The organism is Pontibacter akesuensis (genome assembly GCF_001611675.1).
In the GTDB taxonomy this organism is placed as follows: domain Bacteria; phylum Bacteroidota; class Bacteroidia; order Cytophagales; family Hymenobacteraceae; genus Pontibacter; species Pontibacter akesuensis.
Map to the genome: position 1 here is coordinate 3,243,660 of NZ_CP014766.1, position 23,725 is coordinate 3,267,384.

General features: G+C 51.3%; 21 protein-coding genes. 8 read left to right on the forward strand and 13 right to left on the reverse strand.

Annotated elements, in window-relative coordinates:
- Positions 1–214 precede the first annotated feature (214 nt).
- Positions 215–517, reverse strand: a complete 303-nt coding sequence (locus A0W33_RS13760) for a hypothetical protein (RefSeq protein WP_068838731.1) — start codon at positions 515–517, stop codon at positions 215–217.
- Positions 518–621: 104 nt separating this feature from the next.
- Here A0W33_RS13760 and A0W33_RS13765 point away from each other — a divergent pair, with 104 nt between their 5' ends.
- On the forward strand, positions 622–2,220 hold the full coding sequence (locus A0W33_RS13765; protein ID WP_229802262.1) for a gluconokinase: 1,599 nt from the start codon (positions 622–624) through the stop codon (positions 2,218–2,220).
- Between the two features lie 546 nt (positions 2,221–2,766).
- Here the strand turns inward: A0W33_RS13765 and A0W33_RS13770 are convergent.
- The 4 genes from A0W33_RS13770 to A0W33_RS13785 form a co-directional block, all read right to left on the reverse strand.
- On the reverse strand, positions 2,767–3,444 hold the full coding sequence (locus A0W33_RS13770; protein WP_068838732.1) for an outer membrane beta-barrel protein: 678 nt from the start codon (positions 3,442–3,444) through the stop codon (positions 2,767–2,769).
- Positions 3,445–3,460: 16 nt separating this feature from the next.
- Complete coding sequence (locus A0W33_RS13775; protein ID WP_068838733.1) at positions 3,461–3,742, reverse strand: GNAT family N-acetyltransferase; 282 nt, start codon at positions 3,740–3,742, stop codon at positions 3,461–3,463.
- Between the two features lie 2 nt (positions 3,743–3,744).
- Entirely contained in the window at positions 3,745–4,461 is a 717-nt protein-coding gene (locus tag A0W33_RS13780; protein WP_068838734.1) for a carboxypeptidase-like regulatory domain-containing protein, read from the reverse strand.
- Positions 4,462–4,618: 157 nt separating this feature from the next.
- Positions 4,619–4,855: a DUF3820 family protein gene (locus A0W33_RS13785; protein ID WP_068838735.1), complete on the reverse strand. Its 237-nt coding sequence runs from the start codon at positions 4,853–4,855 to the stop codon at positions 4,619–4,621.
- Between the two features lie 192 nt (positions 4,856–5,047).
- On the opposite strand from A0W33_RS13785, the gene A0W33_RS13790 reads away from it, so the two are divergent.
- The gene (locus A0W33_RS13790; protein WP_068838736.1) at positions 5,048–6,295 is read left to right on the forward strand and encodes a multidrug effflux MFS transporter; all 1,248 of its coding nucleotides are present in this window, start codon (positions 5,048–5,050) and stop codon (positions 6,293–6,295) included.
- Between the two features lie 236 nt (positions 6,296–6,531).
- Here the strand turns inward: A0W33_RS13790 and A0W33_RS13795 are convergent, their stop codons facing one another.
- Both A0W33_RS13795 and A0W33_RS13800 read right to left on the reverse strand, forming a co-directional pair.
- Positions 6,532–6,981 carry a GNAT family N-acetyltransferase gene (locus A0W33_RS13795; RefSeq protein WP_068838737.1) on the reverse strand — a complete coding sequence of 150 codons (450 nt, stop codon included), beginning with the start codon at positions 6,979–6,981 and terminating at the stop codon, positions 6,532–6,534.
- Between the two features lie 177 nt (positions 6,982–7,158).
- On the reverse strand, positions 7,159–8,130 hold the full coding sequence (locus tag A0W33_RS13800; RefSeq protein WP_068838738.1) for an aldo/keto reductase: 972 nt from the start codon (positions 8,128–8,130) through the stop codon (positions 7,159–7,161).
- Between the two features lie 301 nt (positions 8,131–8,431).
- Between A0W33_RS13800 and A0W33_RS13805 the strand changes: the two genes are divergently transcribed.
- Positions 8,432–9,517 (forward strand): PAS domain-containing sensor histidine kinase, encoded by a 1,086-nt coding sequence (locus A0W33_RS13805; RefSeq protein ID WP_068838739.1) that lies wholly within the window; start codon positions 8,432–8,434, stop codon positions 9,515–9,517.
- Here A0W33_RS13805 and A0W33_RS13810 read toward each other — a convergent pair whose 3' ends face one another.
- Positions 9,518–10,405, reverse strand: a complete 888-nt coding sequence (locus tag A0W33_RS13810; RefSeq protein ID WP_068838740.1) for a YihY/virulence factor BrkB family protein — start codon at positions 10,403–10,405, stop codon at positions 9,518–9,520.
- A 136-nt stretch (positions 10,406–10,541) separates the two neighbouring features.
- A complete protein-coding gene (locus A0W33_RS13815; RefSeq protein WP_068838741.1) occupies positions 10,542–10,958 on the reverse strand; it encodes an ester cyclase in 417 nt (138 codons plus the stop codon).
- 566 nt (positions 10,959–11,524) lie between these two features.
- Here A0W33_RS13815 and A0W33_RS13820 point away from each other — a divergent pair.
- Complete coding sequence (locus A0W33_RS13820) at positions 11,525–14,074, forward strand: PAS domain-containing sensor histidine kinase (protein ID WP_071890061.1); 2,550 nt, start codon at positions 11,525–11,527, stop codon at positions 14,072–14,074.
- A 185-nt stretch (positions 14,075–14,259) separates the two neighbouring features.
- Positions 14,260–14,745, forward strand: a complete 486-nt coding sequence (locus A0W33_RS13825) for a GAF domain-containing protein (RefSeq protein WP_068838743.1) — start codon at positions 14,260–14,262, stop codon at positions 14,743–14,745.
- A 736-nt stretch (positions 14,746–15,481) separates the two neighbouring features.
- Here A0W33_RS13825 and A0W33_RS13830 read toward each other — a convergent pair.
- The 3 genes from A0W33_RS13830 to A0W33_RS13840 form a co-directional block, all read right to left on the reverse strand.
- Entirely contained in the window at positions 15,482–17,677 is a 2,196-nt protein-coding gene (locus A0W33_RS13830) for a M3 family metallopeptidase (RefSeq protein ID WP_068838744.1), read from the reverse strand.
- Positions 17,659–17,922 carry a hypothetical protein gene (locus A0W33_RS21105; protein WP_068838745.1) on the reverse strand — a complete coding sequence of 88 codons (264 nt, stop codon included), beginning with the start codon at positions 17,920–17,922 and terminating at the stop codon, positions 17,659–17,661. Before A0W33_RS21105 ends, A0W33_RS13830 begins: the two co-directional genes overlap by 19 nt.
- A gap of 165 nt (positions 17,923–18,087) precedes the next feature.
- Complete coding sequence (locus A0W33_RS13840) at positions 18,088–18,987, reverse strand: SDR family oxidoreductase (protein WP_068838746.1); 900 nt, start codon at positions 18,985–18,987, stop codon at positions 18,088–18,090.
- 171 nt (positions 18,988–19,158) lie between these two features.
- Between A0W33_RS13840 and A0W33_RS13845 the strand changes: the two genes are divergently transcribed.
- Both A0W33_RS13845 and A0W33_RS13850 read left to right on the forward strand, forming a co-directional pair.
- Positions 19,159–19,461: a hypothetical protein gene (locus A0W33_RS13845; protein ID WP_068838747.1), complete on the forward strand. Its 303-nt coding sequence runs from the start codon at positions 19,159–19,161 to the stop codon at positions 19,459–19,461.
- A gap of 234 nt (positions 19,462–19,695) precedes the next feature.
- Positions 19,696–20,208 (forward strand): hypothetical protein, encoded by a 513-nt coding sequence (locus tag A0W33_RS13850; protein WP_068838748.1) that lies wholly within the window; start codon positions 19,696–19,698, stop codon positions 20,206–20,208.
- Between the two features lie 472 nt (positions 20,209–20,680).
- Here A0W33_RS13850 and A0W33_RS13855 read toward each other — a convergent pair whose 3' ends face one another.
- Positions 20,681–21,436: a DUF2490 domain-containing protein gene (locus A0W33_RS13855; RefSeq protein WP_068838749.1), complete on the reverse strand. Its 756-nt coding sequence runs from the start codon at positions 21,434–21,436 to the stop codon at positions 20,681–20,683.
- Between the two features lie 298 nt (positions 21,437–21,734).
- Between A0W33_RS13855 and A0W33_RS13860 the strand changes: the two genes are divergently transcribed.
- Positions 21,735–23,579 (forward strand): PLP-dependent aminotransferase family protein, encoded by a 1,845-nt coding sequence (locus tag A0W33_RS13860; protein WP_068840133.1) that lies wholly within the window; start codon positions 21,735–21,737, stop codon positions 23,577–23,579.
- Positions 23,580–23,725: the final 146 nt, after the last annotated feature.

A 23,725-nucleotide genomic window follows, 5' to 3' on the forward strand; every position in this document is an offset into this window, starting at 1 on the left:
AAAACCGGCTGAATCCGGAGGCTGTGGTTCTTTTACTTTAGCCGCTGGCGTTCATCGTGTCGGAAGTAGGCCTAGTAAAGCCAGCATGGCAAATAACGTCAGGGTGCTCATACATTTATTTCAGCTACTGAAACATAAACAGGCATGTGCGCACCGGGGGAGCCCCGAAACGTGTGTACCCTATACGTAATGCCAGGTATAAACAAGCAGTTAATCAAGGCCCCCTGGCTTTTATGCACCTGCGGGTAGGTGAGCGGAGAACAAGCTTAGATTGTGTAAGGGTGGTGTGTAAAGCAGCAGCAGTACTTAGTAACTGCAGTGAGGGTACATCCTGCAGCAGCGCTATCTGTCCGGTTTGCTGTAGCGCTGCCGTAAAGCCTTCGTCTTTACCGGAGGCGGTACGGGTGGCGGCAACTTCAAATTTATACTTCTCCTGGGGCGCCGTGGCAAGCAGAAATACGAGCAACGCAAGTATGGCCGGTGCAAGTATAGCGGAGAAAGTTTTGCGCAGAAGCATAAGGTTGGAGCTGGACAGGCAGCAAATCGTATATGCAGGAGCAAGGCGGCAAATAGCGGGAATGAAGTATAATGCAAGCCCATTTTCAGCAGCGAAAGAAAATTATGTCAAACATATATTCGCTGCTGCGTAAGTTAATGCTAAAGCGAAAACACATGCAGCAAAGCACCATCATTGGCCTAGATATTGGCACTACCAGCACCAAAGCCGTAGCCTTCGGGCTTGATGGCCAGGTAAAGTACAGGCAGTCGGAGGAGTACCCTATCCTGAGTGAGGAGCCCGGACAGGCTGAGCAGGACCCGGAGCAGGTGTTTGAGGCGGTGCTGAGCACGTTAGGCAAGGTGGTGGCCTGGCTGCAGGTGCATGGCTATAAGCTGGAGGGCGTGAGTTTTAGCAGTGCCATGCACAGCTTGATTGCCATGGATGCCACCGGAAACGCCCTTACCCGCTGCATTATCTGGGCCGACACCCGCAGCCAGTCCTGCGCCAGCGCTATTAAGAACAGCGAGGCGGGGCGGGAGATTTACCTGCGCACCGGCACACCCATTCACCCGATGTCGCCGCTTTCGAAGCTGTGCTGGCTAAGTGAGGAAAAACCCGAACTGTTCCGCAGCGCCTCCAAATTTATCGGCATCAAAACCTATGTGCTTTACCGCTTGTTCGGCAAGTATAAAGTAGATTACTCCCTCGCTTCGGCAACAGGGCTATTTGATATCTTTGACTTTGATTGGCACGAAAAGGCGCTGGAAATGGCGGGAGTGGAGCCCGGGCAGTTGCCCGAGCCGGTCCCCAGCACCTACACCTTCCGAAACCTCAAACCCGGTTACGCCGCGCTGCTGCAGGTGCCCGACCAGCTTCCGTTCGTAATCGGGGCCAGCGACGGCTGCCTGGCCAACCTTGCCTCGCACGGCATCAGGCCAGGTGAGGCGGTGGTGACAATCGGCACCAGCGGCGCCGTGCGCACCATGGCCCACAAGCCCGCCACCGACCTGCGGGAGCGGCTTTTCAGCTATATCCTGAACGAAGACCATTTTGTGCTGGGCGGCGCCGTAAACAATGGGGGAGTGGCACTGCGCTGGTTCCGGGATGCCTTTTACGCCGCGGAAACCGCAGAAGCCCTGGCGAAGGACCAGGACATATACGAGCTGCTGAACGAAGTGGCAGAGGGTATCGCGCCGGGAGCCGATGGACTGCTGTTTCTGCCTTACTTACTCGGTGAGCGGGCCCCGGTGTGGGATGGCGCGGCGCGTGCCTGCTTTATCGGCGCGAATTTTAACCATACCCGGGCGCACTTTTTAAGAGCGGTGATGGAGGGGGTGATCTTCGGGGTTTACAGTGTGGTGGAGGCGTTGGAGCAGGTGGCCGGACCGATGCCTGTTATTTATGCCAACGGCGGCTTTGCGTTTTCGGAGCTGTGGGTGCAGATGCTCGCGGATGTATCCGGTAAAAAAGTGCTGCTAACAGAATCGCCGGAAGGTTCTGCCTTCGGGGCCGCCATTATGGGAATGTTTGCCTTAAAACTGATTCCCTCACTGGAGGCAGCCGAAGACATGATCCGCATCAGCGAAACCTTTGAGCCCGACAGCCAGCGCCATGAGCTGTACCAGCAGCAGTATGCGGTTTTCAAAGCACTCTATCCAAAGCTGAAGGATAGTTTTGAGCACCTGACAAACATACACGAGCGGCAGGCCGAAAAGCAGTAACAGCAGTAAAACGTGTGGATGGAGGGGCTTCAGGCAGAATGTTGGCTGATTTGCCATATCCTGCTCGTACTGGAACGGGTATAAACAGCAACGGCTCCCTACTAGAAGGAGCCGTTGCCATTCATTGAATAAATTCAACTTTTAGCCATTTGTATAAACGGGGATGATGAAGCTAAGGTTACGCTTGTTCCGAAAATAACTAAAAAAGTTTTTTAACTTTCTTCTGATAGCCTCTTCCAGTGTTGCCATAGGCGCAGCGGCTTCGTGTACTTCCACTTCTGGTAGTTACACTGTAAAGCTCGCAACGTGTCAACCAAATAATAAATGTAACTACATGTAAGTTAAGTAAATGCGATGCGTGTGGCAGGAGGGGTTCGCCGTGGCTGTTAAAGCTGATCTACTACCTCGTAAAGGAAGTTTAAACAAGGAGTAGTGGGTGTGTAAAGTGATAATTTGGATTATTTCAAAGCTTTTTTCCTGGCGTACCAAGGTTGTTAGGGGCGGGTAGATGGAAGGCGGGCTCCTGCCAAACCTGCTACAGTACCATTAGAAAGCATGAAAGAGGCCTACATTTACGAAAACGGTATGCATGGGCTGCTGGTGCTGGAAAAGGCGGCCCTTTATATCCGGCACTGTAAATTCTGGCTTCGTATAGAGCGTGCCCACTTCCAGGTTCACGCCAAATCGTGGTTCAGGATAGAAATCGAAACCGGCTCCCCAGCCAAGTGCCAGCGCGGTGGCCTTATCAGCGGGCATGATGATGTCGCCATACTTGGTGTTTAACTCCCATGATGCACTGCGGTTAAAAGAAGCGCCCGCCGATCCTTTCACGTACGCTTTCACCCAATCCTCCGATAGCAGTGTAAAATAGGCATCGGCCATGGCAAATACAGAGCGCCAGGCTTCAGATTTTTCGTCCAGCAGCAGGTCTCCGTCTACTTGCACAAGCTCCTCCATCTTATACTTGTTGTACCTTGTACCAAGCGAACCGCCAACTGCAAGCAACTTATGAAGGCTGTAACGGTAACTTGCCAGCAGCAGCACCCCTTCCTTGGCATAAGCCGGATACGGATCCTCAAAAGAAGACTTCTTGAAATCATCGAGCGGGAACACCGCGCCTGTATGCAGGCCGACATAGTGCCTGTTCTCATCCACGGCTTCAGTCTGGGCGGTGGCGGAAAAAGCGCAAAGGGCGGCTAGTGCCAGAAGTATAGCTGTTTTCATACGGAATGGTAGTGTTTTACTGCAGTAGGTCCTGGTGCTCAGGGTGCTGGATTACGTGCTTTTGCACGGCTGTGCAGGTGGCGATAACTTTATAGTTGTTCTGGCGGGCATAGGCCAAACCCGTCTCAATCAGCTGCTGCGCCAGCCCCTTGCCCCGGTACGCCTCAGGTACAAACGTATGCGTGAAGTCCAGCACCTTGTCCTGCGGCTTGGCATAGGCGAGTTCACCTTCCTCCCCGTTCTCCAGCTTAGCGGTAAACTGCTGGTATTTCTCCTCGTGTATGATCTGGTAGTCCATCCTTAAAAAGTTATTTCGTAAAGTCTTTCCTCCCCCGGCTGCAGCGCCAGCACATCCTTTTCAGTGGTAGTCACACCGGCCTTTGTTTTTTCCAGACGCACGGCGATGGGGGAGTTGGCCGGAAGAGCCAGTATGTTCTGAAGATAAGCCTGCCTGACATCAAGCACAAAAGTGCAGCTGTCGGTATCTGCCGGTACAAGTTTATACTTGAAAGTAGCGTAAAGCCGCTCATCAGGCTGCATCAGTTCTTCATTAACTAACTGTAAGTTTATGGAGGCCGATGGCGCTACCGTATAATTATTGATGATGACAGTGTCGCGGGCAAGGCTGCTGGCAGGAATGAAATCAAGTGGCTGACAGCTGATGTACTGGTTTGGGTCCAGGTCAGTCAGAATGTGGTAGACGCCTATCTGTAACTCATCGTCGCGCATCAGGAAACGCAGCTCGTAGTTGCCGTTCGCATCCGTGGTGGCGATAGCCTTGTTGCGTATGCCGCTGCCGTACTCGGTGTAGGTATCCACCTGCACACGCAGGGTAGCTCCCGCCACGGGCACGCTACCATTGTTGGTAGATACGCGCCCTTTGATGACCGTGCAGGAGCCGGGGCAGTACTTGCTGATGTAATCGTTGGGATACTCCCGGCAGCCCGTGAGCAGAAAGGCGATGCCTCCGATACCCAGGAGTACACACAGTTGCAAAAAAAGACGCGGTGTTTTCATAGAAGGCGTGCAGCTGGTTTAACTCCTTCAAGATAGAGAATATCTGGAAGTATAAATATACTTATTTAAGCTTAGTTACAGCAGTTGCCTTTCATAGTGCCTCACTTAGAGGCTGGCGCACAGGAGCTTGCCAGTTCTGAAACAGAAAAGTGCTGCCTTAGCGCCGGCGCTTCAGGGGTTGCAGCAGGTGCTCGAGGCCGTTTATCTTGATCTCGTAGATGGTGGCGAGCTGCATGCCCAGTTTACCGGCGGGGAAGCCCTTACTGTAAAACCACTCCAGGTACGACACGGGCAGGTTGCAGAGTAACACGTCTTTATACTTGCCGAAGGGCATTTTCTGGCTTACCAGTTCCAGCAGGATGGCCGGGTTGGGTTGTGCTTCTGGTGTTTGCATGGGCGGCAAGGTAGCAAAACGGTGGTTGTGGGCAAAGAAAACTTTATACCCGCTGGCGGCTCCTATTCACTAAAAAGCGATAACCCTACGCAAATCAGGAAGTATACTAAAAATTTGTAGCTACAAATGTTGCAACGGAAGCACTGGTTGCTGCCAATTTATGTTGTAACTTTGAGACGAATACGATATTACATGACTTGCAAGCAATACATTATAATTATATTGATTCTGGGGGCTTTGGCCACCATCAGTCCATTTTCCATTGACATGTACCTGCCGGGCTTCCCGGCCATTGCCCAGGATCTGGATGCCACCATTGCCCAGGTACAGCTGTCGCTGACGGCCTATCTGGTGGGTATTTCGCTGGGGCAGCTGCTGTACGGCCCGCTGCTCGATCGCTTCGGCCGCAAAAACCCGCTCTATGTGGGCCTGCTGCTGTACATTGTGGCCTCGCTGGCCTGTGCCTACACCGAATCAGTGGATTCGCTTATCCTGATGCGCTTTGTTCAGGCCATCGGGGGCTGTGTGGGCATGGTTGCCGCACAGGCGCTGGTGCGCGATATTTTTCCGGTTAACAAAACGGCGCAGGCGTTCTCGCTGCTCACGCTCGTTATCGCTGTGTCGCCGATGATTGCGCCAACCGTAGGCGGCTACGTTACGGCGGCTTTTGGCTGGCACGCGGTATTCATCATTCTGGCCGCCATCACGGCGCTTATTATGCTGGGGGTGTATTTTGCGCTGCCGGAGGGGAGGCAACCCGACACCACCATGTCGCTGAAGCCCAAGCCGGTGCTCAAGAACTTTATTTCTGTGCTGAAGCAGGAGCAGTTCCTCCTCTACGCGCTGGCAGGCGGCATCGCCACGGCGGCTCCCTTTGCCTACATCGCGGGCTCTGCCGATGTGTTCATGAACATTTACCAGGTAAGCGAGCAAACTTACGGCTGGATATTCGCTTTCCTGGCCTTCGCCATGATCGGCTCCACTCAACTCAACCACGTTATTCTGAACAGGTTTACGAGCGAGCAGGTTATTAACTTCACGCTGGTGTACCAGGTGCTGGTGGGCGTGCTGCTGGTGGTTGGCACCTACTACGACTGGTTCGGCATGTACACGCTCATCATCCTGCTGTTCGTTTTCCTGACGGGCCAGGGTTTGCTGAACCCCAATGCCACGGCGCTCTCGCTGGCGCCCTTCACTAAAAACACCGGCAGCGCCGCCGCCTTGCTGGGCAGTTTCCGGATGGCCATGGGAGGTCTGATGTCGGCAGCGGTGAGTGTGCTGCACACCGGCACCACGCTGCCGATGGTGAGTGTGATGGCGGGTTGTGCGGTGGTGGGAATGATCCTGCTGCTGCTCGGCAAGCGTACTATCCGCCACAGGGCCAGCAAACGTGCTGTAGAAGAAGACCCCTCGGTGCTGGTGCAGGTATCTCAGGACTAAGAATAGAAGGCACCACGTATAAAGCCAGGGCAATTTTGCCCTGGCTTTATACGTGGTGCGAATAATTTACAGCAAACCTGTAAACCCTCCTCCTAACCTCCTCCCAGGGGGAGGAGGGACTTGCAACGTCATACCTTGCAGCGCTTCTAAACTTCAAAAATATAAGAGACCGCAGAAGCAGGGAATTCCCTCGCCCTTCGGGGAGAGGGCTAGGGTGAGGAGATTTCCTTAAATAATTACGCCTTCGTCATTTCGATGTGATCAATGCCGTCCTCGTCATACACTTCGCCGCTCTGCACAAAACCAAAAGATTCATAGAAGCCCTTGGCGTATACTTGAGCGCCTATTTTGATGGGACCCTTGCCGTACAGGCGGTAGCATTCTTCAATGGAGTAATCAACCAGAAGCTTTCCGACGCCCGTGCCGCGCACCGCCATACTTGTCACGATACGGCCAATCGACATGGCATCGGGGTAGGAGAGGCCGGGAGGCACGAGGCGCGAGGTGGCCACAAGCGTATCGCCCTGGTAGAGCAGCAGGTGCTGGCATTTCTGGTCTTTATCGTCCATGTCGAGGAACACGCAGGTTTGCTCTACCACAAACACCTCGCTGCGCAGGCGCAGCATATCATACATTTCAAAAGGGGTGAGCTCGGCAAAGGCCTTGCTGGTTTTTGTAAACGCCATAACAAGTATAAATAAACCACAAAGCTACAATATCTCGGGCATCGGTTGCTAACAAAGCACCCGATATCGCCTTGCCGGGTTTGTAAGCATCATCAGGCAACTATAAATTAAAGTACAAGAAAGCCCCTGCCGTACTTGCGTGGCAGGGGCTTTCTTGTACTTTAATTTATAGTTTTATTATTGCGACCACTCCGTTGGCTCCCGGTCCCAGCGGTGGTTCTTCAACTCGGCCAGCAGGTCCTGCGGCAGCCCTTTGCCGTCGCTGTAAGAGGTGTTGGCCTGCACGTGGTTGGCTTTGCGCATGCCCGGTATGGTGGTGCTGATCTGCCTGTTGCTAAGTATAAACCGTAGCGCCATCTCCGCCATTGTCATGCCTTGTGGTAGCAGTGGCTTTAGCCTGTCAGCATGGTCTACGCTGGAGTTCAGGTTTTCGGGTACGAAGTAGGTGCTGCGCCAGTCGTCTTCCGGCCAGGTGCTTTCCTTGGTGATGTTGCCGGTGAGGGTGCCCTCATCAAACGGCACACGGGCGATGATGCCGATGTCCAGCTTCTCGCAGAGCGGGAACAGTTGATCTTCCGGAGCCTGATCGAAGATGTTGTAAATTACCTGCACAGCGCTGATATGGCCGGTTTCCAGTGTCTTCAGCACGTTGTTTGGCTCCCAGCGGTTCACGCTGATGCCCATGTGTCGGATTTTACCGTCTGCCTTCAGCTGCTCCACAGCGCGCTGCCACTCTTCCTGCTCGGCCCAGGCGTCTTCCCACACATGAAACTGCTGCAGGTCTATCGTCTCCACACCCATATTTTTCAGGCTTTTCTCGGTGTACTCCATAATGTGGCTTGCCGGGAAAACGTCCTCCAGTTTAAAGTGCGACTTGGAAGGCCAGGTAAAGTTTTTCGGTGGAATCTTGGTGGCGGCATAAAGCTGTTTGCTCGACTGCCGCTTGAGCAGCCTGCCCAGCAGTTCCTCACTGTGGCCGGCACCGTAGCCCCAGGCCGTGTCGAAAAAGTTGCAGCCGTTCTCTACGGCCAGGTCCAGCGAGCGCTCCGACTGTGCGTCGTCTGACTCCGTCCAGCCGGCCATGCCCCACATGCCATAGCCCACTTCGCTGATGTTCCAGCCTGTGCGGCCAAATCGTCTGTATTGCATTGTTATGTTTGTTTCTGTTGATTAGTAAAGCCAGTATCTATACTTACGTTGTGTGCCAGTCTAACGGCGTGATCCACGTGATCGATAAAGAAATGCTGCCAAAGTAGTTTGTAGTTCTGATAGCTTAGAAGGCGCTCTGTTCCGGGGAAGCGCTCTTCGTTTTAAAGCGATACCTGCGCGCGCCACGCGCCATCGCTGTCTCTCAAAGCGCCGGCGAGTGAATTAAAAGAAACTTGCGCTTTGAGATGCTAGTATATAACAACACCTGCTACAGCAGCATCCAACCAGTAACCCGTACTTGATGAACCCTAACATAGCACCCATACTTGAAGAGGTAGCGGCAAAATTCTCGCAGGTATACTTTGTTTACCACCCTGAAAAGGGGCGGTTTCAGTACCTGAACCCTGCCTTTACAGCTTTGTTCGGGCTACCGCTGGAGGATGTAGTAGACTCGCCTGGGGCGCTGTTGGATAAGGTGCACCCCGAGGACGTTGATTTTGTGCGGGAGCATTATAAACTGTTGCTGGCCGGGAAAGTGCAGGAGCACCTGGAGTTCCGGTTCATGGTTACTGCCGGGGGCTATAAATGGATCTGTGTTTCCGCTGCCCCGGCAAGTTCCATGAACGGCGAGACAGGCATGGTTGCAGGCTATGCAGAGGATATCACGGGTAAAAAAGCCTACCTGAACAATGTGCTCAAGTTTAACGCCAAGAAAAATTCCACGCTGGAAATACTGTCGCATGACTTGGCGGCCCCCTTCGCCAACATACAGGGCGCCATCAACCTGATTGAGGAGCAACTGGAAAACAGCGACCAGGATATAACACAGGCCATCGGTTTCATCAAGCAGGATTCGAAAAGAGGGTCTGACATGATCCGCGACTTTGTGGACAACGAGTTCCTGGAGTCATCGCAGGTGGTGCTGCACATGGAGCGGATTGACTTAGCGGAGAAAATACAGACGGTGATAGACAGTTACCGCGAGCGGACGCATCTTGTGTCGAAGGAGTTTCGGTTTGATCCGGTGGAGAAGCCCATCTTTCTGTACCTCGACGAGATGAAGTTTATGCAGGTGGTTAATAACCTGATTTCCAATTCTATCAAGTTTACGAACGACGGCGGCATAATTACGGTGGCGCTCGAGGATAAGGGCAAAACGGTGTTGGTTTCGGTGGCGGACAACGGCATCGGCATCCCCGAGGATTTAAAGCCCCATCTCTTCGATAAGTTCAGCAAGGCTCGCAGGCGCGGCATCAAAGGCGAAAAAAGCATTGGCCTGGGCATGTCTATCATCAAAAACATAGTGGAGTTGCACCGGGGCCGCATCTGGTGTGAGAGCGTAGAGAACCAGGGAACCACTTTTTATGTGGAACTCCCGGTTGGTTAATTACCTGCCGTTTATTCTTTCGGCTATACTTCTGGGTTTGGGGTGCCTGCCGTAGCTGGAGGCATAGGCTTTGGTAACCTCTGCACCGAATAGGAGAATCACAGAGGAGTAGAACACCCACAGCAGCAGCACCACCAGCGAGCCAGCCGCCGCATAAAGGCCCGCGATCCTGATGCTGCCCAACACGTAGTTGATGATCTCCTTACCGATCAGAAAAAAAATGGAGGTAATGAGCCCACCCACAAGCGCATCTTTCCACGAAACCTTCACGTCGGGCAGTATCTTAAGTACCGCCGTAAAGAAAACAAAGACGATGAGGAGGTAGAACACGGTGTTGATGGCACGCACGGCACCGGAGAAGTACTCCTCAAACGCATACTTTAGCTGCTCGTCAAACATGGTGATGGTGGTATCAAGCAACAAGCTAAGCGTGAGCAGCAAACCCAGGCCGATCACCATTCCCAGCGTAATCAGCCGGTGTTTCACTATCCGCAGAATACCCAGGTTTCGCTTGGGTTTTACCTGCCACACCGCATTCAGCGCCTTTTGTATAATTAAGAACATGATGGAGGAGCTTTGCACCACCACCACAATACCAAACAGCACACCCCAAAACCCCGCTGGAACCTCCAGGGCATTCTGTATCACCACGTTTACCTGCTCCGAGGCCTCCACGCTTACAAGGCTCCGCACCTCTTTCACAATCTCTTTCCGCACCGTATCCTCCGAAAAAAAGGCAGAGCCGATGAGGGTGATGACAATGGAGATGGCAGGCAGCGAAAAGATGGTGAAGAAGGCAATGGCAGCACTGTGTACAACAGGTTCTCCGTTGCGGAAATTCCGCTTTACCTCTTTCAGTATGCTCCAGGCTCTCTTAAAAAAACTCACGTACGCAATAGCTTAAAATAAAGGGCAGGGGGTAAGGGCTGTCCGTTTACACAACGGGCAAAAAGCTTTGATGTTTAGTGTGGAGAGGGAAATACACGGGCGCAGCCGATGTGAGCCACCTGCGCCTGTGCCTGAATCAGGCGCTGATGCTGGCGCCCAGTTGCTTCAGGATGCCAAGCTCATCGGAACTGCCCCAGCGCTCCACTATTTTTCCGTTCTCGAAGCGGGCAATCTGCACCCCGCGTGCGCTGATCTTTTTATTTGTGGGCGCAATGCCCATAAAGTCTCCTTTGTGCGTGCCTGTTACCGTGTAGGCAATTGATATGTTTTCATCGTCGGCCACCAGCTGGTCTACCTCCACCTTTAAATCAGGAAAGGCTGCCCGAAACGTTGTGAAAAAGTCGATAAAGCCCTGCGGTCCCGGTCCCTGTTCTGGGGCAGGGTCATGGTCTACCACGTTTGGGGCCATCAACTCCTTGAATCTTTCGAGGTTGCCGCTGTTAATTGCTTCGCCAAACTGCTGCTGGGTTTGAATGTTGTCTTGCTTGCTCATAGTTGGGTGTCTGGTATATACTTATGAGTTACGCGCTGACGTATGTGGGGTTCGCAGAAAGTGCCTCTACAGAATTATGCACATTTTTGAGTAAGATAGATAAGCTTTTTATAATTGGATATTTTAAAGCATAGACTATATTGGATTTATGGACAGGCAGGTAATGTGCTTCTGTAACTACTACCAAGGCAGGTGGTGCTAAAATAAGTAGACTCAGTTGCTTTCAGCCAATGTTATAACCATTTGTTTTATTTTGATGCTGCTGTTGCTTTGCACTGGTATTTAATCTTACTTTAAGCGTTATTTTACTATACCAAGCATTCAAGCTGATTTAGGTAGACTTAAGTAAGCCGGAATTGTACAAACCGATCAATGAAAGCCATACGTGTACTACTTAAAAGTGACAGCAAAACCGGCTTATTTCAGTCTTTAAGTTTTTGCTTTATGAAAGTGATGCGCCGCCGGGAAACACGAGGCGCCTCAACGACTATCGTTAAAGCAGCTTGTTAAGTATAGTATTTTAGTTATAAAAGGAATAGAAGTAAGCACTCCACACAAATTGAAAAATGATGCGCTCCGGTAGAAGTATAGGCTTCTATGAGAATATGATGAAGTATTCTCTTGATTTGATCTGCTCCATCGACCGGAATGGACGCTTTGTATATGTGAACGATGCCAGCGAGCATATACTTGGGTACAGCAGCGAGGAGATGCTGGGCCGCCACTATTTCGCTTTTATTCCTCCCGACGAGCATGACCGGACGCGTGCCGTGGCGGAGCAGACCTTGGCGGGTTTGAAAACAACCACCTTCGAACATAATTGTATTCATAAATCAGGTCAGTTGGTGCCAATGCTCTGGTCTATGGTTTGGTCTGAAGACGATGAGGTGTCCTTTTGTACTGGCCGCGACATTAGTGAACTGATGCTTGCCAGGCAGAAGCTTCGCGAGAAAGACGACTTGCACCAGGCCCTGATCAGCCACGGCACCGATATGCTGGCGTTGTTTGATGCGCAGGGAACGTACCTCTACAGTGCGGGCTCTACGCTGAAAGACCTGGGCTACCTGCCCGAGCACCTCATCGGCCGCAGTGCCTTCGAGCATTTGCACCCTGATGATGTGCCGAGAGTGGAGGAAAGCCTTGCAAAGCTGCTGAGCGAACCTTCAAAAATCAGGAAGCAGGATTTTCGTTACAAAAGTGCTACAGGCGAGTGGCGGTGGCTTGAAACCACGCTGACCAACCAGTTGCACAACCCGCACATCAAGGCTTTGGTTGCCAACTCACACGATGTAACCGAACAGCGAAGAAGTGCGAACGAACTTACTAAAAGCGAGCAGCAGTTCAGGGCTTTGTTCGATAACAACCCGGATGTGGTGATGATCGAGAACGAGCAGGGCATTATCCTGGATATTAACCTGGCTGGGGAATCCCTCCTCAACCTGCCCAAGCAGGAGATAGTAGGCCGTCATTACTCGGACATGCTGCCGCCTGAATCTAAATCTGTATGTGCTGATTACCTGCGACAGGCGTTTGAGGGGCAAACTGTAAAAATGGAGCTGGCGCTGCACTATGAGGGTGTGGGAATGACCATACTCGACATTACCAAAATTCCCGTTTCCCTGAACGGGAAAGTAGTGGCCGTGTACAGTATTGTGAAAGACATTACAGCGGTAACAAATTCGCACAACACCGTTAAGCAGCAGGCAAAAAAGCTGAACACGCTTTTCCAAAGTATAAAAGACGCGTTCTGCATCATCGGTAAAGATTGGACATACACATACGCCAATCACGAGTTTGATCGAATCCTGAATCCCTACCAGCAGGATATTATCGGTAAAAATATCTGGGATGTTTTTCCTGATGGAAAGAAAAGTATTTTTTATCAGCAGTATACGTACGCCATGGAGTCCGGGAATGCGGTTAGTTTTGAGGCATACTCCCCAGAACTGGAGCTGTGGCTGGACCTGAAAGCTTACCCATCGGAAGAGGGGCTGCTGGTGTATTTCAGCGACATTTCGGAAAAAGTGAAGGCGAAGCAGGAGCTGGAAAAGCTGTCGCTGGTTGCCAGCACCACTACAAACGGTGTTATCATAACCGACCCTGACCGCAGAATTGAGTGGGTGAACGAGGGCTTTGTAAACCTGACGGGCTACAGCCTGGAAGAAGCCCTGGGCAAGCGGCCATCGGAGCTACTGCATAGCAGCAACTCTAACACATCGGAGTTTGAGTTGATGAAAGAAAAGATGCTGAACGGAGAGCCCGTGGCTTTTGAAATACTGAACTACAGGAAGGATGGAGAGGAGATCTGGCTTTCAGTGCAGGTAAATCCCATCCGGGACCAGGAGGGCAGGCTGCAGCGGTTCATCACCACTCAGACAGACATTACTGCGCTTAAAAATTCGGAACTGGAGCTCTCTGAACTTGCAAAGGACTTGTACCGCCACAACCGCGACCTGCAGCAGTTTACGTACATCGTGTCGCACAACCTGCGGGCGCCTGTTGCCAACGTAATGGGCCTCTCGGACTTGCTTCTCAAGTTTAACAGAGATTCGGAGATGTACGATAAGTCGTTGGTTAACCTGAAAAGAAGCGTTACGCAACTCGATGTTGTGCTGAAGGACCTAAGCGCCATCCTCTCGATCCGGGACAGCAAGCACGTGCTGGAGCAGGAGCAGATTGAGCTGGGCCTGAAGTGCCAGCAGGTATTGGAAAGCCTTCGGGAGCCCCTGCAAGCCTGTGGCGGTAGTGTAACCCTCGACATAAAGCAAGACACGTACGTGCGCGGAAACAGTGCCTACCTATACAGCATCTTCTATAACCTGCTGACCAATGCCATCAAGTACCGCGCAGCTGATCGGCCGCTGGAGATCAGCGTAAAGCTCTACGGCGACACGCGGCTGGGCAAGTTTCTGGCGATCACCGACAACGGAACCGGCTTTGATATGACTCGCGCGGGAAAGGATGTTTTCAAACTTTACAAGCGTTTTCACGCGACCGCCGACGGCCGTGGAATCGGTTTATACCTGACGAGAGCTCATCTAGAGGCCATGGGCGGAAGTATAAAAGTAGACAGCCAGATAGGCATCGGCACCCGTTTCCTGCTCCAACTGAAGTAAGCGTAGCAGCTGCCACCTGGTGGTGGCGATAAAGGACCAAAGCCGGACTGCCGAAGTGTGAAGGAACAAAGTATAAAAAGCTCGTGCGTGCAGTTTAATAACAAGTAAAAAGTAACTGTACTGTGCAGGTTTTGCGTATGGCATATCCAAAAGTAAATCTGTTTTTTACCTAACCGTACCACCTGATGGATTCCAAAATCGCTCCTATACTTGCACAACTCCAGAACAAGCAAACCACAGTTTCGTGGCAGGCCCTGCTGGCCGATGTTATCGACGCATTCGACTGCTCCACCGGTACGCTCCACACCCTAAATAAAACCACAGGCTTGTTGGAACTGCAGGCGCACCAAGGCATTCCGCCGTTCCTGCTGCCCAAGATGGAGCAGATACCGATCGGCAAAGGCATGGCCGGCATTGCGGCTGAGCGCAAAGAGCCGGTGGAAATGTGCAACCTGCAAACCGACGGCTCAGGTGTGGCGCGCCCGGCTGCCAAAGAGACAAAAGTGGAAGGCTCCATCGCAGCACCCATGCTGCTGGATGGCGAACTGTACGGCACCCTGGGCATTGCAAAACCCGTTCCCTACGATTTCACCGAGGAAGAATCTAAGGCGTTGATGCAGATCGGGGAGGAGATGAGCCGGTGTATTCGGGCTACGTCTGAGCAAGTATAAGTAGCGGGGTAAGCTGCGAAGTTAAATAATGCTTAAACTATTTGCTCTGCCTGCAAAGTACCCACCCCTGCCCCTCCGAGGAGGGAATTATCTATAGAGGTATAAAGTCCCCTCGCCCCTTGGGGAGAGGGTTAGAGAGAGGGGTGTTTTTCTACTCTTTTTAGCTGCTGTTTAATGCTGGTTACGGTTCATCCTCCAGCTCCCAATCACCTAATGTTTCACTTCCAGCTTTGGAGCGCTCACGGCCGCGAGGCCCCGACCTGGGGGTAGGGGCCCTCGATAAGGGCATCGCGCTGGGACCTTTTCTTTGCTCGCTTTGCTTTGCAATCCCGCTCCCGCGGGACCGAAAAACTCCAAAGGCACTCAACCCAAGGACTGATATCAGCTCCAGTAGCCACTGCTTTTGCTATGCACTTTAAGCTAAGTCCCCCTTTGAAGGGGGTAGGGGGATGTTTATGCTTCTACAGAAACTCCCCCTCCTGTTTTTAGGAGAGGGCTGGGGTGAGGTAGATTCCCCTCCTCAGAGGGGCAGGGGTGGGTTTACACTGGCAGTTGAAACGCCTTCCAGTCGCTAGTCACACACCTTCGCTTTTACCGTACAAAATCACCTCAAAAAGTATAAATCCTAATCAACCACTAAACAAAAAAGGGTGGTGCCGGACTAACCAGCACCACCCTTTTTTATACTTGCCCTTCCCGCACATCACCTTCAAAAGGCAATCAGGGAAAAGCCTTATTACTTATTCGGTTGCGACTTTGGAACCGGGAAACCACGGTCACGCATCAATGCATCGATCTTGGCGTCGCGGCCACGGAACAGACGGTATGCCTCTGCCGGGTCCATGGAGTTGCGCGGGGCAAACAGGTACTTGCGCAGCTTGGCTGCTACCTCTTTGTCGTAGAAACCGCCTGGTGCCTCCTCAAACGCCTCAGCTGCGTCAGATGTCAGCACATCGGCCCATAGGTAGCCGTAGTAACCGGTGGCATAGCCTTCGCCGGAGAACACGTGGCCGAAGTGCGGCGAACGGTGACGCATTACAATTTCTTCCGGCATGTTAAGCGCCGTTAGTGTCTCTCTCTCGAACTTGTCTGGGTCAATGCCTTCCGGGTCTACGGTGTGGTACTTCATGTCCATCAGGGCAGAGGCCAGGAACTCTGTAGTCTCGAAACCCTGGTTAAATGTAGAGGCCTTCTTTATCTTGGCTACCAGTTCAGCCGGCATTGGCTTGTCGGTTTCGTGGTGGCGCAGGAACTGGTTGATCACTTTGTCGGTAGACAACCAGCGCTCCAGCAACTGCGACTGGAATTCGGTATAGTCGCGCACGCCGCCGTTCAGGGTCGGGTACTTCACGTCAGAGGCAAAGAAGTGCAGCGCGTGGCCGAACTCGTGGAAGAACGTGGTGGCATCATCCCAGGAAATCAGCGTCGGCTCGCCAGGGGCGGGCTTTACGAAGTTCGAGTTATTAGAGGCCAGCACTGTTTCTTTCCCATCAAAGGTGGTGTGGCTGCGGTACGTGGTGGCCCAGGCGCCTGAGCGCTTGCCCTGGCGTGCAAATGGGTCGAGGTACCAAAGGCCGATGTGCTCACCGGTGGTTTTGTCCGTCACTTCCCATACTTTCACATCCTCATGGAAAACAGGAACAGAGCCTTCCGGTACCGGCGTGAAGTTGTAGTTGAACAACTCACCAGCGGTAAAGAACAGCGCCTGAGTCAGGTTGTCGAGCTGCAGGTACTGCTTCACCTCGTTTGAGTTCAGGTCATACTTCTGCTTGCGCACTTTCTCGGCATAGTAGCGGTAATCCCAGGGAGCGATCTTGATTTTCTTTCCCTCGGCTTTGGCTACTGCCTGCATGTCTTTCACTTCCTCATCCACGCGGGCGAGGGCAGCCGGCCATACCTGGTTCATCAGGTCCATGGCGCGCTCCGGTGTTTTGGCCATGCGGTTCTGCAGGCGCCACTCGGCATAGTTATCATGGCCTAACAACTGCACACGCTCATCGCGCAGCTTCAGAATTTTGGCAATGTTGGCGTTATTGTCGTACTGATCGGCGTTATCGCCGCGGCTGTAGTAGGTGTTCCATACTTTCTCGCGCAACTCGCGGTTGTCGGAGTAGGTCAGGAACTGGTCCATCGACGAGCGGGTGTTGGTCACGGCGTACATGCCTTCCTTGCCACGGTCGGCAGCAGCTTTGGCCGCTGATTTCACAAACGACTCCGGCAGGCCGCTTAGCTGGTCTTTGGTGAGGTAGGTCACGTAGTTTTCCTCGTCGGCCAGCACGTTGTTCGAAAAGGAAGTATAAAGCGACGAAAGCTCCTTGTTGATGGCAGCGTATCGCTCTTTGGCAGCCGCGTCAAGGTTGGCGCCCTCCATCGCGAAGCCTTCATACACTAAGTCCACCACGCGCTGCTGATCGGCTGGCAGCGGGTTCTTTTTTGAGTTCTCGTAAACCGTTTTGATGCGCTCGAACAACTTTGTGTTCTGCGAGATCTTGGAAGAGAACTCCGACAGTTTCGGTGCCAGTTCTCCCTGAATCTTGCGGAACTCCGGCGACGATACGTTGCTGCTCCAGATGCCGTAGTACGTCATAGCGCGGTCCAGCTCTTCGCCTGCTCTTTCCATGGCCACAATGGTGTTCTCGAAAGTGGCAGGCTCAGGGTTGTTAGCAATGGCTTCGATCTCGGCCAGGTTCAGCGCCATACCGCGTTCAACAGCCGGCTTCAGGTCAGCCAGGTTCATTTTGTCGAAGGCAGGAACGCCGCCGTAAGGGCCTTTCCACTCGGCCAGCAGCGGGTTGGTTTCAGCCTGCTTTTGTTCTACGGAGGTCTGCATTTGCGTTGTTTTTTCCTGTGTTTGTACAGAGGTGCAACTGGCCAGCGCCAGCACGGCAAACAAGCCAGATGCCTTGCCTGCTTTTATAATCGGGTTTCCCATAGGTTGTTTGGTGTGGTATAAATTTGCCTTATCAGGCCTTGTTTGAGATAAATCAGAACACAAGGTACAAAAAATGCGCCAGAGTAAGTTTCTGCCAGATCCGCAGCAACAGGAGGCAGGTGCCGTAATAATTTGGCAAAGGCACAACCCGTCCTCACTGCCGCATCGTACAACCAACTAAAAACTAGACGTATGAGCCCACTAAAGATAATAAACACCATTGCCATACCCGCAGCTGTTGTCATTTTAGGAATTCGTTTATGGCGCCTGCTTTAAAGCAGTAGAAATTTAAAATTCAGGAGTGCCTGCTTCGGGCACCGCATTAACTTTAAAGAAAAGCCTTGCAGCGGAAACTGCAAGGCTTTTCTTTTAATCAACAAGTATGGCTGACGTATTGTGCAGCCTATACTTTAAATAGTTGGTGTGCCTCCTGTTACCTGCACCGTGGAGCCCGTCATGTAGCTGGAGTCCTGCGAGGCCAGTAGCACGTAGATCGGTGCCAGTTCGGCAGGCTGCCCCGGGCGCTTGAGCGGCACGCTCTTTCCGAATTCCTTCACCTTGTCTTCCGGCATCGTGCTCGGGATGAGCGGCGTCCAGACAGGGCCCGGTGCCACGCAGTTCACCCGGATTCCCTTATCGGCCAGTATCTGCCCCAGGTTTGCCGTAAAGTTCTGAATCGCGCCTTTGGTAGCCGCGTAGGCCAGCAGCACCGGTGATGGCTTATAGGCGTTTACAGAGGTGGTGTTCACGATGGTGCTGCCGGGCTTCATGTGCGGTTCTGCAGCCTTGCACAGGTAAAACATGGCGTAGATGTTGGTGCGGAACGTGCGGTCCCACTCGTCGCTCGGAATGTCCTGCAGCTTTTCGCGCGCCATCTGGAACGCAGCGTTGTTCACCAGCACATCAATCTGCCCAAACTCCTCCACGGCCCGCTGCACAATGCTTTTGCAGTGCTCCTCCTCGCTGATATCGCCGGGAACCAGTACCGCTTTACGGCCGGCTTCTTCCACCAGGCGCGCGGTTTCCTTTGCGTCCTCGTCCTCATTTAAGTAGGAGATCAGCACATCGGCTCCTTCGCGGGCAAAGGCAATAGCCACGGCACGGCCAATGCCGGAGTCGCCGCCGGTGATGATAGCTTTGCGTCCTTCCAGTTTGCCCGATCCTTTATAGGTTTTCTCGCCATGGTCGGCGTCCGGTGTCATCTCTTCCTCTGTGCCCGGCACATCCTGCTCCTGCTGCGGAAAAGGCGGCTTGGCATATTGGTCTTTCGGGTCTTGCATGTTCGGTTTGTTTTCGTTGTTCTGGCTCATAATTGTTTTGTTTAAGTAGGAGTAGACGCGTAAAACACTGCCCTGTTTTTGGAAATGCGCCTATACTTGGTGAACGGAAAGCTGGAACGGGAGAACGGCCCAGGTTGAGGAGCAAAAATAGCCGCGGCAGGAGAGGGGATAGATTCGGAATTGTACCTTATTTTTGCCTGCATGAACTCCGTTAAACTGAGCGCCAACTACCGCCTGTACGCTTTCTCCGACTACCAAAGTATGAAAGCTGCCCTGCCGTACATGCGCAGCGTGAAGCTGGCGAAGCGGTTTACAGAACTGGAGGAGCAGGAAATCAGGGGCTTTGTGTGGCGCAGCAGCGGGCAGGGCTATACTAATTACCTCAACCCGATCAGCACGCACCGCGCCAAACCCTCCGCCATGGATTCCTTCATCACTGCATTGCAACTGCTGTACAAAAGCAACGGCTATTCAGCCAGGTACGTGGTGGTGGAGCGGGGGTGAAGCACTGCTGTTAGGTTGATAAGGAGCACAATGCCTTTAATTTGCTAATCGGCAGCATAAATAAAAATATTTCAATCTATTGTCAGTAAAATGAGGCTATATGTAAAATCAATTTGTAACTTAAGCTTGAATTACATCATCCAGTAAGCTGCTACAGGTTCGTTGCCATACTTGCAACAGCTTATAAGATTTCACCTTCTACTACACAATAATTGAAAACAAACTAAAAACTCTATGCTACACTTAATTTGGTCAACACTAAACATTATAATTTTACTGTACTTTTTTTATTTGCTTGTCGGATTTATAGCAAAGGGCAGACAGATCTTTAATCCTAAATTTAAAGTTGTTTCAGCCATCATACTGGTTATTGGTGTTGTGCAGATCGCTTCGGCTTCTTCCTCAAAGAAAAATATGCACCAATTCATCATCACTGACGATTATGACCAACAGAATGAGGTCATCATAAAAAAAGTGCTACTTGAAGACAATCTAACGCTTGATATTAACATGTATGTGAAGTATTCGGCTGAGCAAAATAACTATATACCCGTAGAGAGCAAAAGCTATTTGACTGGGTTCGTTTCTGGCTACGAATGGGAGTTAAAATCAATTCAGGCACGCAACTTAGACCCGAATAAAAGTGCAGACTTTACAGCAGACGGTATCCTCACATGGAAACTATTTGGCATCAATATCTACAATGAAACAAAGGTTTTTAGAGGAGTTATAAAAGAGGAACTATAACCTAGAAAAGCCAGCTCACCTGAATGGCAACAGTCATGGTAAGTACTCGCTTTTAAATAAAATCCTGCATAAAATTCAGCTTAGAGTATACTTGCAATGTTATTGCACTACAATTTAACTACTCATAAGTAGGCTGTTGGTGAGAATTCACTTACTCCGTCTCTTAAAAACAAAAATGCCTGGCAAATCTTCATCTGCCAGGCACTTTTGTTTTACTGTCCCCTGCCGAACCTCATGGTTTAAAGCGATTTAATTGGCTTATAAATGACAGTAAAAAAATTTAAGCAAGCTGTTGTTTAAGTAATAGAATGAAGCAACGCTACTTAATATGTAGTCTTACATCAACGGTTTATCTGCAACGCATAGCAACAGCATTATAATTCTGGGCGACCATAAGGTAGAACCTCCTGCTGAATACACCTTGGTTAGCTTGAATAGGCACATTCTAGGTAGTTAGACAAGGTCTGGAGACCTAATTGCTTCTGGCAAAGTTAAGATTGTGGAAAAGGCTTACCTGCAGGGTCTGGTTGTGCTCAAATACAACACCGTCTGCCTTCTGCACGATCTGTTTCAGGTAACCAAGTTCCACTGCTGCGCCGGAGCTAATTTTATACCCTAACGCCACATAGGCCCTGTTCTGGTCAAAAATGTTCTTCCTGACATTCTTGCCGAAGCCAACAAACACCTCATCGTAAGCCGCCAGGAAAAGCTCTCCTGGCTCCAGCGTATTTCCACTGAATGGTAGCGTTGCTTTTAGCATGTAGCGGGCCCGGTTCAGGTACGTATAAGCACTCGCCTCTGGCTGCCTGACCCAGCGCTGCTCCAGGCGGTAGCGGTGCGACAGGCCCAGTCGGGCAAGAGAGCCCTGTAACTGAAGCTGCTGGTATATGCGCTGCTCCGGGAAAGTACCAGCCGCGGGATAATCTCCGTAAGGGTGCGTTTCTATAAAGCCATACCCGAGGGTAAGCATGGCGCCGGGCGTCAGGTTGTAATTAACTCCTGTCCGGATAAGTAGCTGCTGCGGATCTGCTATAATGTTGTGACGACGGAGCTGAACTTCGGTATGCACCCCCCACCTGTCCGAAAGCTTGTGGTCTCCGAAGTACATGTACCATCCGTTGTTGTTGTAGTCCTTGATGCGGGGCTGCTGGGCAGAGGCAACGTTTAAAAGTAGATCGGGAGAAAGTAGCGCGCAGGCTAGTAATAGAAGACTAAGTAAAAATTTCATGTTGGCAATTTGGGGCTATAAAATTTCAAATAAAAATTTTTAGAAACAGGGGCGCCTGCTTCGCTTGTTTTAATGTTGCTCCGTGGCCTGTTCCGGAGGCAACTAACTCCCCTAATAAAATACTGCTTAAATTACCTCGCCCCATTCAGCTTGAACATGATACCTGCTGTATGGTTTATAGGAAGCAGGTTTATAGCTGCAATCGAGCATCAGGATGCCAGGCAATGGCAAATGGGATGTAGCATTTTTTTGATAAATTTGAGCTGTTAATAGAATGGCTTATCACAATACAGATAGTATGAAAGACAGTAAGGTTCTGAATTATATAGAAGAGGTATTAGAAAACATGCCAGCTGACTGGTTGCGGCTTACAACCCACCGGCTGGATATTTACAACGAACAATTAGCCAAAACACAATTCCTGGAGCAGTTTGAAGCTTTGTTTGCCGCGCGTAATGCTGAGACAGCAGCACTCAGTGCGCTACCCACGGCTTTCGATTATATCCGGTTGGGTCACCCCTTGTCTACCGTGCTGGAGTGGGCAATTGCCAGCCTGCACAACCTGAAACCGGAAAATGTAATCAGTTTCTCCTCCCGGACGATGCCTGTTTTAGCCGTTCTAAGGAAAAATTTACTGACGCATAAGAACACCCGAATTGTTTATACCGGCGAGCTACCCGACTTTTTTGAAGCGGAAGTACTGGCGCATGTCTATGGGTATAAGTTTGAACTTAAGCGCGTGGAGAAGTTAGAGGAGCTTACTGCGTTTGACGGAAGCACCGTTTTCTTTTCACAAGAGGCTGAAGTGGGGCAAGCTACCCTCACCCCAGCTATTGACTTCTATGTAAGTGTTCATGCTGACCTGGGAAGTGTTATACTGGTAAATGGGGAACAGAATAACGGGTACGTTTCAGAAATCCAGCATGTCAGAAGAAGAGAGAGCATTGCCATGACGCCGGCCAATTGCTTCGCTGCCTTGCAACTGCTGTTAAAGAAGCCTTCTGTTGATCAAGACAATGGTGACGCCGGAGCAAACAAAGCACAGGTACGGAATCTGATCAAGGAGATCACCGGCACCAATACAAAGCCGCTGGTTGGTTCTTCCGGACTGTCTATTCAATATGCTATTATGATGGGGCTTGTTCATGATGCCCTGGAAAATCATACAGGAAAGGCCATCAGGTTTGTTGTTCCTCCGAACTGCTACGGTGGTACAAACGACCAGGCAAGACGGATAGCTGCTGTTCTGGACAATGTGGAAGTGGTGGATTTACTCGTTGACGGTGATAACAACATGGTCCAGAGTATAGACACGGTGCTGGAGAAAATTGCCAGCCAGGATGCTGTTCCGTACATTATCGCAGAAATTCCGACAAACCCTAGAGTCGAAGTTCCGGACCTCGAAAAGTTAAGGGAGGTGCTGAGCAAAGCGCGTAAGACGGCAACTGGGGAAGTGGCTGTTGATCCGGTTTTTATTCTGGACCAGACCTTCTGCCCGAATGTGCAATTTGTAAGTAAAGACGGCATACTCTCCACGGTCAGGGCTGTTTCCTACGTTAGCGGATCGAAATTCCCGAGTGGCGGAAAAGCTACAGCCGGCTACTGTGTAGCAAACACCAAAGCCGAAGCCCTGTTGGAAAAGATAGAGAAGCATCTGACGCTTTGCGATAACGAGGCGACCGATCTTCAAATGGAGATACTGGCAGAACAACTGCCTTCCATGAACCAGCGGATTGAGGCGGCCTACAGGAATACGCGTGCGTTTGTAAACTTCATAAAGGATACGTTGCCGGAGGCGAAAATCAACTTTGTTTCAGAGGAACTGGCACAGGAAGGGTTTACGCCATCCGTGTTTTCGCTGGATCTTCCGACAAAGGGGAACACGGCTGAAGAAAGGGAAGCTTACAAGCGGGCTCTGAATGATAAGTTGATCTCTATGATGATCGGGGAAATCCCTCATGAAAGTAAATACTGTGTAAGCTATGGACAGCTAAAGGGAAGTTACTGGACAATACCTGCCACCTCCACGCAAGGAACGACCAAAGAAGCCGACAAAGATTACATTGCCCGGGTATCATTGTCCCCAGACATGGATCTTGAACTTCATAAAAAAGTCTTTTCAGATTTTGTGGAGCAGATTTAAGGCTGGTGTAAGGATATAGCACCGCGCCATGTATTCTTCAACTCTGCCATGCAACTGTAGTACAAGACAAAGGGTATTCAGCCTAGTATGTGGTGGAGCCCGGGGTAGGGGAGATTGAGGAGTGTCCAGATAAGATTCTGGCGCAA